Here is a 14,552-nt window from a genome sequence, read left to right as displayed (position 1 = left end):
GTAATGCTGCCTTTTTCTATTGCTAGCACACCTTGCCGACCGCGAAGCAGGTGCTGGTAGCGGCTGGCTTGCGGTATCATACGCGGGTGTTTGTCGATCACAGACGCAGCGGGTGCCGGGAACAGTCTGTCCCGGGGTTCCGCGCACCGGGAAGAACCTGCCATGAGCCGTAAAGAAAGCAAAAGTCCAACCTTTGACCGCATTGTCGAAGCCAGCCTGCAGCTGTTCAACCAGCAGGGCGAGCGCAGCGTTACCACCAATCACATCGCGCGCTATCTGAATATCAGCACCGGCAATCTGTACTACCACTTTGCCTGCAAGGAAGACATCATCAACGAGCTGTACCGGCGCTACTCCAAGGGGATGGCCGATTATCTCAATGCCGCCGGTGAGTTGAGCGTGAACGCCTCGATCGAAGGCCTGGTGTCGCTGCTGGAAAAGGTATTGCGCCACCTGTGGACCTTCCGTTTCATCCCTCAGAGCATTTCCAGCCTGTTTTCGGTCAATCAGTCGCTGCGGGAAAGCTACAGCAAGATCGAGGCCGGGCTGATCAGCCGTGGCGTGGAAAAGCTGTTCTTCAAGCTGCGTGACCAGGGCATGCTGGAAGGTGACGACGTGCAGATCGGTTTCCTCGCGCGCAATTTCCAGCTGTTGCAAACCGGCTGGATTGCCCGGCCTGACATCGCCCGCTGTCCGCAGGAGGCGCAGGTAGTGGCCCGCGAGGGTTGCCTGAGCCTGCTGTATTTCCTGGCCCCCTATGTGTCCAGCCGTTTCCGTCAGCCCTTCGAGCGGGTGCTGGCCAGCATGGCTCCGGTGCAGGCGCTGCCTGCCGTCTAGCCCCTTCCTGTGGTGAGTGTTGCCGGGCATGGCCAGTCTTTGACTGGCCATTTGTTTTTCTGTGCCGGAAATTCATAAGCTTTGCAGGAAATCCGGCTTGGCTTCCATCCCTGCTGCCGGTATGGTTAGGCCGATATGCAACAGGCGCAAAGCCACAGGAGAGAAGAAGATGAAACTGGAAACACTGGCCGTGCACGGCGGCTACAGCCCGGACCCCACCACCAAGGCGGTGGCCGTTCCGCTGTATCAGACCACCAGCTATGCCTTTGACAGCACCCAGCACGGTGCCGACCTGTTCGACCTCAAGGTGCAGGGCAATATCTACACCCGCATCATGAACCCCACCACCGATGTGCTGGAAAAGCGCGTAGCGGCGCTGGAAGGCGGCATCGGCGCGCTGGCGGTGGCCTCCGGCATGGCGGCCATCAGCTATGCCATCCAGACCATTGCCGAAGCCGGCGACAACATCATTGCCACCAGCACCCTGTATGGCGGTACTTACAATCTGTTTGCCCACACTTTCCCGCAGCTGGGCATTGAAGTGCGCTTCATCGATTACAAAGACCCGGCCTCCATCAGCAAGCTGGTCGATGGCAAGACCAAGGCGGTGTTCTGCGAGTCGGTGGGCAATCCGCTGGGCAATGTGGTGGACTTTGCCGCCTTTGCCGAAGAAGCCCACAAGCACGGCCTGCCGCTGATCGTCGACAACACTGTGCCGTCGCCTTATCTGTGCCGCCCCTTCGAGCATGGTGCCGACATCGTGGTACACAGCCTCACCAAGTATCTGGGTGGCCACGGCACCAGCATCGGCGGCATCATTGTTGATTCCGGCAAATTCCCCTGGGGTGAGCACAAAGAGCGCTTTGTGCGCCTGAATACGCCGGATGTCAGCTACCACGGTGTGAATTATGTCGAGGTGCTGGGGCCGGCGGCCTATATCGCCCGCGCCCGCGTGGTGCCGCTGCGCAATATGGGCGCGGCCATTTCGCCGTTCAATGCCTTCCTCATCCTGCAGGGCATCGAAACCCTGGCGCTGCGGCTGGACCGCATCTGCGACAACGCGCTCAAGGTGGCCGAGCGCCTGCAGGCCCACCCGGCGGTGGAGTGGGTGGAGTATGGTGCGTTGCCGGGCAGCCCCAGCAAGCCGCTGGTGGACAAGTATATGGGTGGCCGCGCGTCGGGCATTCTGTCCTTCGGCATCAAGGGTGGCATCGAGGCCGGTGGCCGCTTTATCGATGCCCTGCAACTGGTGACCCGTCTGGTCAATATCGGCGATGCCAAGAGCCTGGCCTGCCATCCGGCCTCCACCACTCACCGACAGCTGTCGCCGGAAGAGCAGCTTAAGGCCGGCGTCCGTCCCGAGCTGATTCGCCTGTCCATCGGCATCGAACATATCGACGACATCCTGGCCGACGTGGATCAGGCGCTGCAGGCTGCTGCCTTGTAAGCGTGATCTGCCGATAAAAAAAGGCTGCCATCCGGCAGCCTTTTTTCTTGCGCGCAGGATCAGCGCCGGTGCACCACCTGAGGGTTCTGGCCATTGGGCAGATGGTGGTGCCACTTGCCATTGATGAACTCCTGCACAAAGCGCTTGGCGCGTTCGGCGTGATCCAGCTCGCCGTGCGGCGCGATATTGCTCAGGTGCACCGGGTGGCCCAGCTTGTGTGCCAGTTCTTCGGTATCGACGAAGACCAGCGGCTGATTGGCAAAGCTGGGCTCGCTCACCGTTTCGCGTGACAGTAGGGTGAGCTGCAGGTGGTGCTGGTCGTGCTGGATGAATTCATACAGCTCATCTACGGCGGCTTCCTCGCCTTCCAGCATTTGCAGGAAATCCTTGTTCATCAGCAGCAGCAGGCTGTTGATGCCCATGCGCTGGTTGCGCGCCCGGTAGGTGGCCAGCAGGCCGTGCAGCTCCTGCACGGCATAGGCGGGGTTAAGGGCGCTGGAATAAATCAGGCGGATCATGCGTGTCTCCCGGCGCTGTGGCGCTCTTGTGGCTGCGGGGTATGCAGGCTGGCTAATGATAGGTGGAATTGCTTTGTCATGCACTCGTCGCAGTGAAAGTCTGCGCAGCCGTGGCAATGGTGTGGGCTGCGGCTAAGCGGACAGGCCGCTGTACAGCCAGGCGATAAAGCTGAGCAGGGCTGCCAGCGCATGCAGCCAGGCGCGCAGGCGATAACTGCGCGCCACCTGCCGGGGAGGCAGGGTGTTGATCAGGTAGGGCTTGCCGTCATCCGGCTTGCCAATATGCAAGGTGGGCGGTGTGCTGGCCAGTTGCTGGTAGTTTTGTCGCACCTCGCGTTCAGCTGCTGCTCGCACCAGCAGCCATTCCTGCTCGCTGATCTTGCCATCGCCGTCCAGGTCGTGGCGGCGTAGCAGGGCGGGCTGGTCTTGTTTCCATTCGGCCAGCTTGGCGCCGACATCCTGGCGGAAGCTGTGTTGATCCGGCCGGCTGCCGCCGTGGCTTTGCAGCTGGCCCAGCACGTAGAGCGGGTCGCCTTCTGCTATCCATTCCTCTACCAGCGTTTCATTGCCTTCCTGCCAGCTTTCACGGTGCGGCGCAATCACCTCTGCCCCTTCCGGGTTGATGATGACCTCCTGTTTGCCATCCAGCAGCAGGAAGGAAAGCTCGGAGTTTTCCGGCAGCGATGCCAGGCCATTGCTGCGCTCAAAGGGATCCAGCGTGCTGCCTCCATTCAGCCCGCGCCGGTCATTGTGATAACGCCAGCAGCGATACCAGACGCAGCGGCGGCCGGAGTAAGGGCTGTAATTGGCCGCCAGTGGGTGATTGCGGGCGACGCCGCACAATTCCACATGACCCAGCGCCGCAGAAGCGGCATGGGCGGTTGGCGTGTCGGCAATCAGCCGGTAGCGGCGATAATTCAGCCACCAGCCGATCAGCCCGCAGGCCAGCAGCGCGGGCAGTACGCCATGCAGGAAAGAAGGCAGGCCGAGCTTGAATCCGATGAAAGCCAGCAGGGGGTAGAGGCTGAAAGCGGCCCAGCCGCTGCGAGTCCAGTGCGAACTGAGCCACAACATGGTTTAGTCCCGCTGAAACAGCTGGCGCAGGTCGACATCGCGCTTTTCCGCTGCGGAAAACTGCAGGGCGCGGGCGGTGGGAAAATTGAACAGGCGGGCGATCAGCACATCGGGAAATTGCTCGATGCGCACGTTGTTGAGGTTGACGGCGTCGTTGTACAGTTCGCGCCGGTCGGCAATATGGTCTTCCAGCTGGCTGATGCGCTCGGACAAATGGCTAAACTGCTGGTCGGCCTTGAGTTCGGGGTAGGCTTCCGCCACGGCCAGCACCTGGCCGATCAAGCCGCGCAGCTTGCCTTCCTCGTGGCCCAGCCCTTCCATATTGCGGCTTTGGGCATATTGCGCCACTGCCGAACGGGCTTCCATCACGCGGCTGAGGGTTTGCTGCTCGAACTGGGCATACTGCTTGCACACTTCCACCAGCTTGGGCAATTCGTCGTGGCGCTGTTTGAGCAGCACGTCGATATTGGCCCAGCTACGCGCCACGGCATGCTTGAGATTGACCAGCGCGTTGTACAGGGTGATGAAATAAAACAGGATGACGGCGATGACGCCAAGGAAAATCACCAGCTTCATGGCTCTGGCTCCCCGAGAGTGCGGTAGTGGCGAGTAAAATGCTGTTAAGCAAAATTATTGTAGCGGCATGGTCTGCCATGCCGTTGTGACTGTCAAGAAAGAGTCTGGAATGCAGAGTCTGAACATCATCGGAGCCGGACGTGTGGGCCGTACCCTGGGCCGCCTGGCGGTGGTTAGTGGGGCTTGTCGGGTGGTGGATTGCCTGGCGCGCAGCCATGAGTCGGCACGGGAGGCGGTGTCATTTATTGGCCAGGGGCGTGCTGTGGATGCGCTGAAAGATCTGGCGGCGGCGGATCTGCTGCTGCTGTCGGTACCGGACGACGCCATTGCCGGTGTGGCGCAAGCCCTGCTGGCCAGTGGCGCGGTGCGGTCCGGTAGCGTGGTGTTCCATGCCAGTGGCGCGGCCGAAGCCGAGGTGCTGGCGCCGCTACGTGCGGCGGGGGCCAGTGTTGCCAGCCTGCATCCGGCATTTTCCTTTGCCGACCCGGCCCGGGCGGTCGAACAATTTGCCGGCACCTTGTGTGCGCTGGAGGGCGATGCGGCGGCTTGTGTGGCGCTGCAGGATTTTGCCGCCGCCATCGGTGCGCGGCCGTTTGCGCTGGCCCCCGGTGGCAAGGCGGCGTATCACGCGGCCTTGTCGGTGGCATCCAATTATCTGGTTACGCTGACTGAACTGGCCCGCCAGCTGGCCTTGCAAGGCGGTGTGGGCGAGCAGCTGTTGCCAGCCCTGCTGGGGCCGCTGATGCAGGGCAGTCTGGCCAATGCGCTGAGCATGGGGCCGCAGGCGGCGCTGACCGGGCCGATTGTGCGGGGGGATGTGGCTACCGTGGCGCGGCATCTGGCAGCCTTGCCTGCCGACATGCAAGCAGTGTACCGGGCGCTGGGCGAGCGTACCGTGGCGCTGGCCGGAGCGCGGCTGCCGGCCGAGGCCGGGCAGTCGCTACGGGCTGTACTGGCTGGCGGCTGAAACCTGTTGATGATCTAGCGAACGAAGGCTCAGTCCGGTTGCGCCACCTTGAATACCTGGCGCAGATAGGCGAGGAAGGTCTGGTCGCTGCACATGGTCTTGCCAGGGCTGTCCGACAGCTTGGCCACCGGCTGGCCATTGCAGCTCACCAGTTTCAGCACGATCTGCAGCGGCTCCAGCCCCATGTCATTGGTAAAGTGGGTGCCGATACCAAAGCTCACCTGGATGTGCGGGCTGTAGCGGCGGTGCAGTGCCAGCGCCTTGTCCACGCTCAGGCCATCGCTGAAGGTGAGCATCTTGGTGGCCGGGTCGATGCGCAGCTTGCGGTAGTGGGCAATGGCCTTGTCCGCCCATTCCTGCGGGTCGCCACTGTCGTGGCGCAGGCCGTCGAACAGCTTGGCAAAGTACAGGTCGAAATCGGCCAGAAAGGCATCCATGCACACCACGTCGGTGAGCGCGATGCCCAGGTCGCCGCGGTATTCCTGTACCCAGGCTTCCAGTGCCGCATTCTGAAAATCGCGCAGGCGCACGCCCAATGCCTGAAAGGCCTGGAAAAATTCGTGTGCCATGGTGCCGATGGGGGTGATGCCCAGTTTCCATGCCAGCCACACGTTACTGGTGCCGCGAAACACCTTGGGCAGGGCGGCATTGAGTTGTTCCACCACCTGTTGCTGCCACTCGCGGCTGAAGCGGCGGCGGGTGCCGAAGTCTGAAATCAGCAAGGGGAAGCGCTGCTGGGCGCTTTCTTCGGCTTCGAAGCGCAGCAGGGTAGCAATCTTGGCGTCCAGCCGGCGCTGACCTTCTTCGCGCGCCTGCGGGGTGTCCAGCCGGCGGAAATACAGCTCGTTGACAATGGCCAGCACGAAGATTTCAAAGAACATGGCCTGCACCAGCGGGCCTTCGATATGAATGCTCAGCGCATCGCCCTGGCAGCTCACCTTGATAAAGCGGCGCTGCAGGTGGAACAGTTCCAGATAATCAACAAAATCGCTCTTGATGAACCGCAGGCTGCGCAGATAGGCCAGCTCCGGCTGGGTGAACTGTAGTTGGCATAACCAGTCCAGCTGCGCTTCCAGTTCCTGGTGCAGCTGGGCCAGCGGGAAGTCCGGCTGGTTGCGGCAGCGGAATTCATATTGCCCGTAAGCCGCCGGAAACTGGTGCAGAATCGCCTGCAGCATGGTGAACTTGTACAGGTCGGTATCCAGCAGCGAGTGGATCAGCGGCGGCAGCTTGGGCATGGCGTGGCCTTTCAGGCAGCGTGCAGAATGAAAATGGCCGGGCGCTTGTGGAAGTCTGGCGCAGCTTGCGGCCAGTCTTTCACCAGGCGGCTGACAATGGTTTCACTGGGCAGGGTCAGATCGCAAGCCACTGCCAGCCGGGTGGCCGGAGCCAGCGTTTCGCGCAATTGTTGTAGCAAGGCATTATTGCGGTAAGGCGTTTCGATAAATACCTGGGTCTCATTGCGCTGGCGCGAGCGTTGTTCCAGCTCCTTCACCAGCTTGGCCTTTTCGGTGGCATCCACCGGCAGATAGCCGTGGAAGGCAAAACACTGGCCATTGGCCCCCGAGGCCATCAGTGCCAGCAAAATGGACGAGGGGCCGATCAGCGGCGCGACGCGGATGCCGCGCTCATGCGCCAGTGCCACCAGCTGTGCGCCGGGGTCGGCCACTGCCGGGCAGCCAGCCTCGGAGATCAGGCCCACATCTTCGCCCGCCAGCAAGGGAGCGAGCAGGGCGGCCACATCGCCGGGTTTGGTATGTTCGTTGAGCGTGCTCATGGCCAGCTCGCGGATCGGCGTGCTGACCCCCAGTGCTTTCAGGTGCTTGCGCGCGGTTTTTTCAGCCTCCACCACAAAGTGGCGGATATGCAGCACTTTGGCCGCCTCGGCTGCCGGCAGCCAGGCGATGCTTTCATCGCCCAGCGGGGCGGGAATCAGAAACAGGGTTCCGCTCATTGCAGTATCTCCACGCCTTCGGCGTTCAGCATGCTGATCAGGTCGAATAGAGGCACGCCGATCAGGGCACTGGGGTCGTCCGATTCCACTTTTTGCAACAGCGCGCCGCCCAGGCCCTCGCTCTTGGCGCTGCCGGCGCAGTGCAGGGCATCCGGCTCACGGGTCAGATAGTTGCGGATCTGCTGTTCGGTGAGTTGGCGCAAGGTGACACGGGTCATGCCCACGGTTTCCTGCAGGTGGCCGCTGGCACTGTTGTACAGCGCCAGTGCCGAGTGAAACACCACGGTACGGCCGCTCATCCACTGCAGCATGGCCACACCTTTTTCAAAGGAGCCGGGCTTGCCGATCTGCTGGCCGTCGAGCAAGGCTACCTGATCGGAGCCGATGATCAAGGCCGCAGGGTAGCGGGTAGCCAGCGACTGGGCCTTGCTGCGCGCCAGGCGTACTGCGGTGTCCAGTGCGGTTTCGCCGGGCAGGGGCGTTTCGTCACAAACGGGAGCGACGGCCTCAAAGGGAAGGCCCAGCCGACTGATGATTTCCTGACGATAGCGGGAGGTGGAAGCCAGTATGATCTGCATGATGGTATTGCTTGATTATTTTGACAAATCAGGGGGGCAGATTATATCATGCTGGGTTTATGTCTAACCCGATTTTGATCGACCCGCTCAAGTTCGCCCGTGAGGGCCGCGAAATGACCGGCAAAATGCCCGTCAGCGCACTTGACGAGCGTGTGCACAGCGACCTGTCCGATACCTCCGGTACGGTGGAATACACCGTGGAAGGTTTTCGTGATGGTTCGTCCCGTTTGTCCCTTCGCCTCCGGGTGAATGCAGACGTAATGGTAAGCTGCCAGCGTTGTCTGGAAGCCATGCCTTACCAGGTAGCCACCGATGTGGTGGTGACCCTGTTCACCCGGCAGGAAAAGCTGGATGAAGCCGTAGAACTGGACGAAACGCTGGACGCCATTCTCGCCCTGGAAGAGCTTGATGTGGTGGCAATGATCGAAGACGAAATCATCATGGGCTTGCCGCACTCGACGAAACACGACGAATGCGGTTCGGAAGCTCTGACGCGTGCCAAGGCTGACAAGCCCAATCCGTTTGCGGTGCTGGCCACGTTGAAGATCTCCAAGTCTTGAATTATCAATACACGCGATTTTCCTAGGAGTCGAACATGGCTGTTCAACAGAACAAAAAGTCCCCGTCCAAGCGCGGCATGCATCGTGCACACGATTTTCTGACCGCTCCGTCGCTGGCTAGCGAGCCGACGACCGGTGAAACCCACCTGCGTCACCACATCAGCCCGAACGGCTTCTACCGTGGTCGCAAGGTCGTTAAGACCAAAGGCGAATAATTCGTCCTTTTTCACCCAATACTTACCTTCATAAAAACAGGTAGGTTTCACTACCGTACACGTTGATGACTATCACCGTCGCGGTTGATGCAATGGGCGGTGACGTTGGCCTCAAGGTCACCGTCCCAGCATCGATCCAATTCCTGCAAGACCATCCCAACGCCCATCTGATTCTTGTCGGAGACCAGGCAGCCATCGAGGCTGAATTGTCCCGCCATCAGGGTGTTGCGCGTTCGCGCGTCCATATCCGTCATGCCACGCAAGTGGTAGGCATGGACGAGTCGCCGCAACTGGCCCTGAAAAACAAGAAAGACTCGTCGATGCGGGTGGCGATCAATCTGGTCAAGGAAGGCGAAGCGCAAGCTGCCGTGTCTGCCGGCAATACCGGCGCACTGATGGCAACCGCACGCTTTGTCCTCAAAACCATTCCGGGCATCGAACGACCGGCCATCGCCAAGATGATGCCGTCAGTCAAGGGCAGCACCTGCATGCTGGACCTGGGCGCCAACGTCGATTGCACCTCAGAACAACTCTTGCAGTTCGGCATCATGGGTTCGGAGCTGGTATCCAGCATTACCGGCAATGCCAATCCCCGTGTCGGGCTGCTCAATATCGGTTCGGAAGACATCAAGGGTAACGACAGCGTCAAGCGCGCCGGCGAATACCTGCGCCAGTCCGAGCTGAATTTCATCGGTAATGTCGAAGGCAACGACGTCTACAAAGGCACGGTAGATGTGGTAGTCTGCGACGGTTTTACCGGCAATGTGGCGCTCAAATCAGCCGAGGGGCTGGCGCACATGATTGCCTACTTCCTGCGGCAGGAATTCACCCGTAACTGGTGGACCCGCCTGTGCGCGCTGGCTGCCATGCCGGTGCTCAAGCATTTCCGCAACCGCGTCGATCCGCGTCGCTACAATGGTGCCAGCCTGCTGGGCCTGCGCGGCATCGTGGTGAAAAGCCATGGCGGAACTGATGCCGTAGGATTCCGTTTCGCGCTGGAACAGGCTTGCGAGGAAGCCGGCTCCGACGTGATTGGTCATATTACCGACCGGGTTGCACACCAATTAAACAACCTCAAGCAGCCCGAGCCGGAAGCGAACTGATTAATACATGGCCCATTCCCGCATTCTAGGCACTGGCAGTTATCTGCCATCCAATGTGCTCACGAATGCGATGCTGGCCGAGCGCGTGGAAACCAGTGACGAATGGATTGTTTCGCGCACTGGCATTCACGCCCGCCACATCGTGTCCGATGAAGAAACCACCAGTGATCTGGCCCTGAAAGCCGCCGAGGCGGCGATCCAGAGCGCTGGCATCGACAAGGGCGAGATCGATCTGATCATCGTCGCCACTACCACGCCTGACATGATTTTCCCCAGCACCGCCTGCCTGTTGCAGGAAAAGCTGGGTATTCACGGTTGTGCTGCCTTCGACGTGCAGGCGGTGTGTGCCGGCTTCATGTTTGCCCTCACTACCGCGCACAACTACATCAAGGGCGGCATGGCCAGCAAGGTGCTGGTGGTCGGTGCCGAAGTGATGTCGCGCGTGATGGACTGGGAAGACCGCCGTACCTGCGTGCTGTTTGGCGATGGTGCGGGCGCGGTCGTGCTGGGCGCATCGGACGAGCCGGGCATCCTGCATGCCAAGCTGGCCTCCGATGGCCGCTACAAGGACATCCTCAATACCCCGGCGCAGATTTCCGGTGGCAAGATCCAGGGCATTCCCTTCTTGCACATGGACGGCCCGGCGGTATTCAAGTTTGCGGTCAAGGCCTTGTCCGAGATTGCTGCCACCACCCTGGCCGAGGCTGGCGTGGACAAGGCGCAAGTCGACTGGCTGGTGCCGCACCAGGCCAATCTGCGCATCATCGAATCCACGGCCAGACACCTGGGCATGTCGATGGAGCGGGTGATCGTGACATTGCCGCAACAGGGTAATACCTCGGCTGCCTCCATTCCGCTGGCGCTGGATCACGCGGTGCGTGATGGTCGCATCCAGCGTGGCCAGACCATTCTGCTGGAAGGGATTGGCGGTGGCTTTGCCTGGGGTGCCGTGCTGCTGAAGTACTGATTCTTCGCGACGGAAGGCCGGTCACGGCCATGCGCTGCCTGGCATGAGATAACGCCCATTTGCATGGGCGTTTGATCTGAGTGCTTGGCAGAATGGTCTGGTTTGCCGCATTCTTCCGTCGATTATTATTCCGTCGTATTTGCGGAGACTGTCTATGGCGTTTGCCTTTCTCTTTCCCGGTCAGGGCTCGCAAAGCCTGAAAATGATGGATGGCTTTGCCGACCTGCCGGTCGTCAAGCACACCTTCGAAGAAGCCTCCACCGCGCTGGGCGTGGACCTGTGGGCCATGTTGCAGGCGGATTCCGCCGAGGCCATCAATGCCACCGTCAATACCCAGCCCATCATGCTGGCTGCCGGTGTGGCCACTTATCTGGCCTGGCAGGAAGTAGGCGGTCAGCAGCCGTCGGTGGTGGCCGGACACAGCCTGGGTGAATACACCGCACTGGTGGCTGCCGGAGCGCTGCCGTTTGCCGAAGCCGTCAAGCTGGTGCGCCTGCGCGCCGAAGCCATGCAGAACGCCGTACCGGCCGGGCAGGGGGCCATGGCGGCCATCCTCAACCTGTCCGATGACGAAGTGCGCGCTGCGTGTGCTGAGGCGGCCAATGGCGAGGTGGTGGAAGCCGTCAATTACAATTCGCCGGGCCAGGTGGTGATTGCCGGCTCCAAGGCGGCCGTCGAGCGCGCCATGGAAGCCTGCAAGGCCCGTGGTGCCAAGCGTGCGCTGCCGCTGCCGGTGTCGGTGCCTTCGCACTGTGCGCTGATGAAGCCGGCCGGCATGCAGCTGGCTGAAGCGCTGCTGCAAGTACACATCAATCCCCCGGCCATTCCGGTGCTGCACAATGCCGACGTCGTCAGCTACAGCGACGCCGCCGACATCCGTGATGCACTGGTGCGTCAGCTGTACAGCCCGGTGCGCTGGACCGAAACCATCCAGAAGCTGGCTGGCGACGGCATCGTCACCATGGCCGAATGTGGCCCGGGCAAGGTGCTGGCAGGTCTGGCCAAGCGCATTGACGGCAACGTCAAATGCCTGGCGCTGACCGACACTGCTGCGCTGGAAACGGCCAAGGCCGAACTGCAATGATATCCGTGGCGGGTCGCCAGTCGGCCCGCCGCGTGCTGACGCCCATAACAAGGAGACATCCGAAATGAGTCTGCAAGGCAAAGTAGCCCTGGTCACCGGCGCTTCGCGCGGCATTGGCGCAGCCATTGCCGATGCGCTGCAAGCCGAGGGCGCCATTGTCATCGGCACTGCTACCTCGGAAGCCGGTGCTGCTGCCATCAACGAACGCCTGGCGGCTGCCGGTGGTGCCGGTCGCGTGCTGAACGTGACCGAAGACGGTGCCATCGAAGCGCTGGTGGATGCCATCGACAAGGAATTCGGCGGCGTGGCCATTCTGGTCAACAACGCTGGTATCACCCGCGATGGCCTGTTGATGCGCATGAAGGACGACGACTGGGATGCCATCATGGACACCAACCTCAAGTCGGTGTTCAAGGCATCCAAGGCCGTGCTGCGCGGCATGATGAAGGCCCGCTGGGGCCGTATCATCAACATCGCCTCGGTGGTGGGTGCCACCGGCAATGCAGGTCAGACTAACTATGCGGCAGCCAAAGCCGGTATCATGGGCTTCACCAAGTCCATGGCACGCGAAGTTGGCAGCCGCAATATCACGGTCAACTGCGTGGCACCGGGCTTCATCGATACCGACATGACCCGCGCGCTGCCGGAAGCGCAGCGCGAGGCGCTGGTGGGGCAAATTGCCCTGGGCCGTCTGGGCGATGCCAAGGATATTGCCGATGCAACATCCTTCCTGGCATCCGACCGCGCAGCCTATATCACCGGTCAGACACTGCATGTAAATGGTGGCATGTTCATGCCCTGAACTAGCTTGTCGAACAAAAGACAAGATTTAGGTGGGCTGCTCTAATTTTTTTTTGTAGAATACACGGGTTTTGTTATCCCGAATCAGAAAGGTCAAGGGTTTAGACAAATGGAAAACATCGAAGCGCGCGTTAAAAAGATCGTTGCCGAACAACTGGGCGTAAACGAAGCTGAAGTCAAGATCGAATCGTCCTTCGTTGATGATCTGGGCGCTGACTCCCTCGACACCGTTGAGCTGGTAATGGCTCTGGAAGAAGAGTTCGAGTGCGAAATCCCGGACGAAGAAGCTGAAAAGATCACCACTGTTCAGCAAGCCGTGGATTACGTTACCGCCCACCTGAACAAGTAATATTTTCAGGCCTGTACAGGACCTCTGCGCGGTGCGGCCTTGGCTCGCCAGCAGAGGTTCTTTTGTTATAGAGGATTCCAAACGCCCGTTTGATTGTAATAATGATCAAACAGACCTTGTGGGATCATCGGGAGACTGCCTCCCACCTCTCACGGAGATTCTTCGTGTCCAAACGCAGAGTTGTAGTAACCGGTCTGGGACACATTTCCCCGGTCGGCAATGATGTCGTTACCGGCTGGGCCAATCTGTTGGCCGGCAAGAGCGGCATCGGCAAAGTAACCCGTTTTGATGCCAGCGAGCTCAACTGCCAGATCGCCGGCGAAGTCAAAGACTTCGACATCAGCGCGTATATCTCGCCCAAGGAAGCCCGTCGCTCCGACCTGTTCATCCACTACGGCATTGCAGCAGCGCTGCAAGCGGTAGCCGATTCCGGTCTGGACGATGTTGCCGATCTGGACAAGACCCGCGTTGGCGTCAACATCGGTTCCGGTATCGGCGGCCTGCCGCTGATCGAGGAAACCGGTGTAGCGGTACAGCAGGGCGGTGCCCGCAAGATCGGCCCCTTCTTCATTCCGGGTTCGCTGATCAACCTGATCGCCGGCCACGTATCCATCCTGAAGGGCTATCAAGGCCCGTCGTATGGCATCGTGTCTGCCTGCACCACCGGTGCGCATTGCATCGGTGATGCGGCACGGATGATTCAGTATGGCGACGCCGACGTGATGGTGGCCGGCGGTGCCGAAGGTGCCATCTCCAAGCTGGGCATGGGCGGTTTTGCCGCCATGAAGGCGCTGTCCACCCGCAATGACGATCCGGAAACCGCGTCCCGTCCCTGGGACAAGGGCCGCGACGGCTTTGTGATGGGCGAAGGTGCCGGCGTGCTGGTGCTGGAAGAGTACGAGCACGCGGTCAAGCGTGGTGCGCGTATCTATGCCGAGCTGATCGGCTTCGGCATGAGCTCCGATGCCCACCACATCACCGCTCCGAGTGCGGAAGGCCCGGCCCGCGGCGTGCAGAATGCACTGCGCGATGCCCGGATCAATCCGGACCAGGTGCAGTATGTGAATGCGCACGGTACTTCCACTCCGCTGGGTGATGCCAACGAAACCAATGCGCTGAAAATCGCCTTTGGTGACCACGCCAAAAAGCTGGTGGTGAATTCGACCAAGTCGATGACCGGCCACTTGCTGGGTGGCGCTGGTGGTGTGGAAGCCATTTACTCCATCCTGGCTGTTTACAACCAGGTGTCGCCACCCACCATCAACCTGCACGAGCAGGATGTGGAATCCGGTTGCGATCTGGACTACGTGGCCAATACCGCGCGTGACATGCACATCGATATCGCCATTTCCAACTCGTTTGGCTTTGGTGGTACCAACGGCACGCTGATATTCAAGCGCATGTAATGCCTGGCGCGCCGTGCCGCATACTGCGGTGCAGCGCGCAAATGGATTGACAGCCCGAACCGCTGCGATACACTCGCGGCGGTTTTCTTATTTGTGCGGCGTCTTCATGCCGCCTT

Annotated in this window: 17 protein-coding genes; 11 read left to right on the top strand and 6 right to left on the bottom strand. The window is 60.6% G+C overall.

The features are described 5' to 3' along the window. Positions 1-162: 162 nt before the first annotated feature. Together FAZ30_RS19825 and FAZ30_RS19820 are read left to right on the top strand one after the other, a co-directional pair. Positions 163-837 carry a TetR/AcrR family transcriptional regulator gene (locus FAZ30_RS19825; RefSeq protein WP_137010094.1) on the top strand — a complete coding sequence of 225 codons (675 nt, stop codon included), beginning with the start codon at positions 163-165 and terminating at the stop codon, positions 835-837. A 169-nt stretch (positions 838-1,006) separates the two neighbouring features. Then, a complete protein-coding gene (locus FAZ30_RS19820; RefSeq protein WP_137010093.1) occupies positions 1,007-2,284 on the top strand; it encodes an O-acetylhomoserine aminocarboxypropyltransferase/cysteine synthase family protein in 1,278 nt (425 codons plus the stop codon). Positions 2,285-2,343: 59 nt separating this feature from the next. Here the strand turns inward: FAZ30_RS19820 and FAZ30_RS19815 are convergent, their stop codons facing one another. The 3 genes from FAZ30_RS19815 to FAZ30_RS19805 all read right to left on the bottom strand — a co-directional run bounded on the left by FAZ30_RS19815 (position 2,344) and on the right by FAZ30_RS19805 (position 4,452). Further along, a complete protein-coding gene (locus tag FAZ30_RS19815) occupies positions 2,344-2,802 on the bottom strand; it encodes a BLUF domain-containing protein (RefSeq protein ID WP_137010092.1) in 459 nt (152 codons plus the stop codon). 132 nt (positions 2,803-2,934) lie between these two features. Then, a complete protein-coding gene (locus FAZ30_RS19810) occupies positions 2,935-3,876 on the bottom strand; it encodes a hypothetical protein (protein ID WP_137010091.1) in 942 nt (313 codons plus the stop codon). Positions 3,877-3,879: 3 nt separating this feature from the next. After that, complete coding sequence (locus tag FAZ30_RS19805) at positions 3,880-4,452, bottom strand: LemA family protein (protein ID WP_137010090.1); 573 nt, start codon at positions 4,450-4,452, stop codon at positions 3,880-3,882. A gap of 109 nt (positions 4,453-4,561) precedes the next feature. Between FAZ30_RS19805 and FAZ30_RS19800 the strand changes: the two genes are divergently transcribed. Then, entirely contained in the window at positions 4,562-5,419 is an 858-nt protein-coding gene (locus FAZ30_RS19800) for a Rossmann-like and DUF2520 domain-containing protein (protein ID WP_137010089.1), read from the top strand. A gap of 29 nt (positions 5,420-5,448) precedes the next feature. Here FAZ30_RS19800 and pncB read toward each other — a convergent pair whose 3' ends face one another. The 3 genes from pncB to FAZ30_RS19785 are packed head-to-tail and all read right to left on the bottom strand — an operon-like array spanning position 5,449 to position 7,951. Further along, a complete protein-coding gene (gene pncB / locus FAZ30_RS19795) occupies positions 5,449-6,648 on the bottom strand; it encodes a nicotinate phosphoribosyltransferase (RefSeq protein ID WP_199730961.1) in 1,200 nt (399 codons plus the stop codon). Between the two features lie 20 nt (positions 6,649-6,668). After that, on the bottom strand, positions 6,669-7,373 hold the full coding sequence (locus FAZ30_RS19790) for an SAM-dependent methyltransferase (RefSeq protein ID WP_124641955.1): 705 nt from the start codon (positions 7,371-7,373) through the stop codon (positions 6,669-6,671). Further along, positions 7,370-7,951 carry a Maf family nucleotide pyrophosphatase gene (locus tag FAZ30_RS19785; protein ID WP_124641957.1) on the bottom strand — a complete coding sequence of 194 codons (582 nt, stop codon included), beginning with the start codon at positions 7,949-7,951 and terminating at the stop codon, positions 7,370-7,372. Before FAZ30_RS19785 ends, FAZ30_RS19790 begins: the two co-directional genes overlap by 4 nt. A gap of 59 nt (positions 7,952-8,010) precedes the next feature. Here FAZ30_RS19785 and FAZ30_RS19780 point away from each other — a divergent pair, with 59 nt between their 5' ends. The 8 genes from FAZ30_RS19780 to fabF all read left to right on the top strand — a co-directional run bounded on the left by FAZ30_RS19780 (position 8,011) and on the right by fabF (position 14,436). Beyond that, positions 8,011-8,511 (top strand): YceD family protein, encoded by a 501-nt coding sequence (locus FAZ30_RS19780; RefSeq protein ID WP_124641959.1) that lies wholly within the window; start codon positions 8,011-8,013, stop codon positions 8,509-8,511. 35 nt (positions 8,512-8,546) lie between these two features. Then, entirely contained in the window at positions 8,547-8,726 is a 180-nt protein-coding gene (gene rpmF / locus FAZ30_RS19775; protein ID WP_103525193.1) for a 50S ribosomal protein L32, read from the top strand. Positions 8,727-8,791: 65 nt separating this feature from the next. Continuing rightward, positions 8,792-9,829, top strand: a complete 1,038-nt coding sequence (gene plsX / locus FAZ30_RS19770) for a phosphate acyltransferase PlsX (protein ID WP_124641961.1) — start codon at positions 8,792-8,794, stop codon at positions 9,827-9,829. A gap of 7 nt (positions 9,830-9,836) precedes the next feature. Then, positions 9,837-10,796, top strand: a complete 960-nt coding sequence (locus FAZ30_RS19765) for a beta-ketoacyl-ACP synthase III (RefSeq protein WP_124641963.1) — start codon at positions 9,837-9,839, stop codon at positions 10,794-10,796. Positions 10,797-10,950: 154 nt separating this feature from the next. Next, positions 10,951-11,880 (top strand): ACP S-malonyltransferase, encoded by a 930-nt coding sequence (fabD, locus tag FAZ30_RS19760; RefSeq protein WP_137010088.1) that lies wholly within the window; start codon positions 10,951-10,953, stop codon positions 11,878-11,880. Between the two features lie 64 nt (positions 11,881-11,944). Further along, positions 11,945-12,682 (top strand): 3-oxoacyl-ACP reductase FabG, encoded by a 738-nt coding sequence (gene fabG / locus FAZ30_RS19755; RefSeq protein ID WP_103525189.1) that lies wholly within the window; start codon positions 11,945-11,947, stop codon positions 12,680-12,682. Positions 12,683-12,790: 108 nt separating this feature from the next. Beyond that, positions 12,791-13,030 (top strand): acyl carrier protein, encoded by a 240-nt coding sequence (acpP, locus tag FAZ30_RS19750; RefSeq protein WP_019103041.1) that lies wholly within the window; start codon positions 12,791-12,793, stop codon positions 13,028-13,030. A 164-nt stretch (positions 13,031-13,194) separates the two neighbouring features. Then, the gene (gene fabF, locus FAZ30_RS19745) at positions 13,195-14,436 is read left to right on the top strand and encodes a beta-ketoacyl-ACP synthase II (RefSeq protein WP_137010087.1); all 1,242 of its coding nucleotides are present in this window, start codon (positions 13,195-13,197) and stop codon (positions 14,434-14,436) included. Positions 14,437-14,552: the final 116 nt, after the last annotated feature.

This window comes from Aquitalea aquatilis, assembly GCF_005155025.1.
GTDB classification, from domain to species: domain Bacteria; phylum Pseudomonadota; class Gammaproteobacteria; order Burkholderiales; family Chromobacteriaceae; genus Aquitalea; species Aquitalea aquatilis.
Note: the sequence above shows the minus strand (reverse complement) of the source record. Positions and strands in the feature narration are given on the sequence as shown.

What these genes read in the sequence shown, in the direction of transcription:
- FAZ30_RS19825 (WP_137010094.1), top strand. Translation starts at nt 163, where the DNA reads ATGAGCCGTAAAGAAAGCAAAAGTCCAACCTTTGACCGCATTGTCGAA.
- FAZ30_RS19820 (WP_137010093.1), top strand. Translation starts at nt 1,007, where the DNA reads ATGAAACTGGAAACACTGGCCGTGCACGGCGGCTACAGCCCGGACCCC.
- FAZ30_RS19815 (WP_137010092.1), bottom strand. Translation starts at nt 2,802, where the DNA reads ATGATCCGCCTGATTTATTCCAGCGCCCTTAACCCCGCCTATGCCGTG.
- FAZ30_RS19810 (WP_137010091.1), bottom strand. Translation starts at nt 3,876, where the DNA reads ATGTTGTGGCTCAGTTCGCACTGGACTCGCAGCGGCTGGGCCGCTTTC.
- FAZ30_RS19805 (WP_137010090.1), bottom strand. Translation starts at nt 4,452, where the DNA reads ATGAAGCTGGTGATTTTCCTTGGCGTCATCGCCGTCATCCTGTTTTAT.
- FAZ30_RS19800 (WP_137010089.1), top strand. Translation starts at nt 4,562, where the DNA reads ATGCAGAGTCTGAACATCATCGGAGCCGGACGTGTGGGCCGTACCCTG.
- FAZ30_RS19790 (WP_124641955.1), bottom strand. Translation starts at nt 7,373, where the DNA reads ATGAGCGGAACCCTGTTTCTGATTCCCGCCCCGCTGGGCGATGAAAGC.
- FAZ30_RS19785 (WP_124641957.1), bottom strand. Translation starts at nt 7,951, where the DNA reads ATGCAGATCATACTGGCTTCCACCTCCCGCTATCGTCAGGAAATCATC.
- FAZ30_RS19780 (WP_124641959.1), top strand. Translation starts at nt 8,011, where the DNA reads ATGTCTAACCCGATTTTGATCGACCCGCTCAAGTTCGCCCGTGAGGGC.
- rpmF (WP_103525193.1), top strand. Translation starts at nt 8,547, where the DNA reads ATGGCTGTTCAACAGAACAAAAAGTCCCCGTCCAAGCGCGGCATGCAT.
- plsX (WP_124641961.1), top strand. Translation starts at nt 8,792, where the DNA reads ATGACTATCACCGTCGCGGTTGATGCAATGGGCGGTGACGTTGGCCTC.
- FAZ30_RS19765 (WP_124641963.1), top strand. Translation starts at nt 9,837, where the DNA reads ATGGCCCATTCCCGCATTCTAGGCACTGGCAGTTATCTGCCATCCAAT.
- fabD (WP_137010088.1), top strand. Translation starts at nt 10,951, where the DNA reads ATGGCGTTTGCCTTTCTCTTTCCCGGTCAGGGCTCGCAAAGCCTGAAA.
- fabG (WP_103525189.1), top strand. Translation starts at nt 11,945, where the DNA reads ATGAGTCTGCAAGGCAAAGTAGCCCTGGTCACCGGCGCTTCGCGCGGC.
- acpP (WP_019103041.1), top strand. Translation starts at nt 12,791, where the DNA reads ATGGAAAACATCGAAGCGCGCGTTAAAAAGATCGTTGCCGAACAACTG.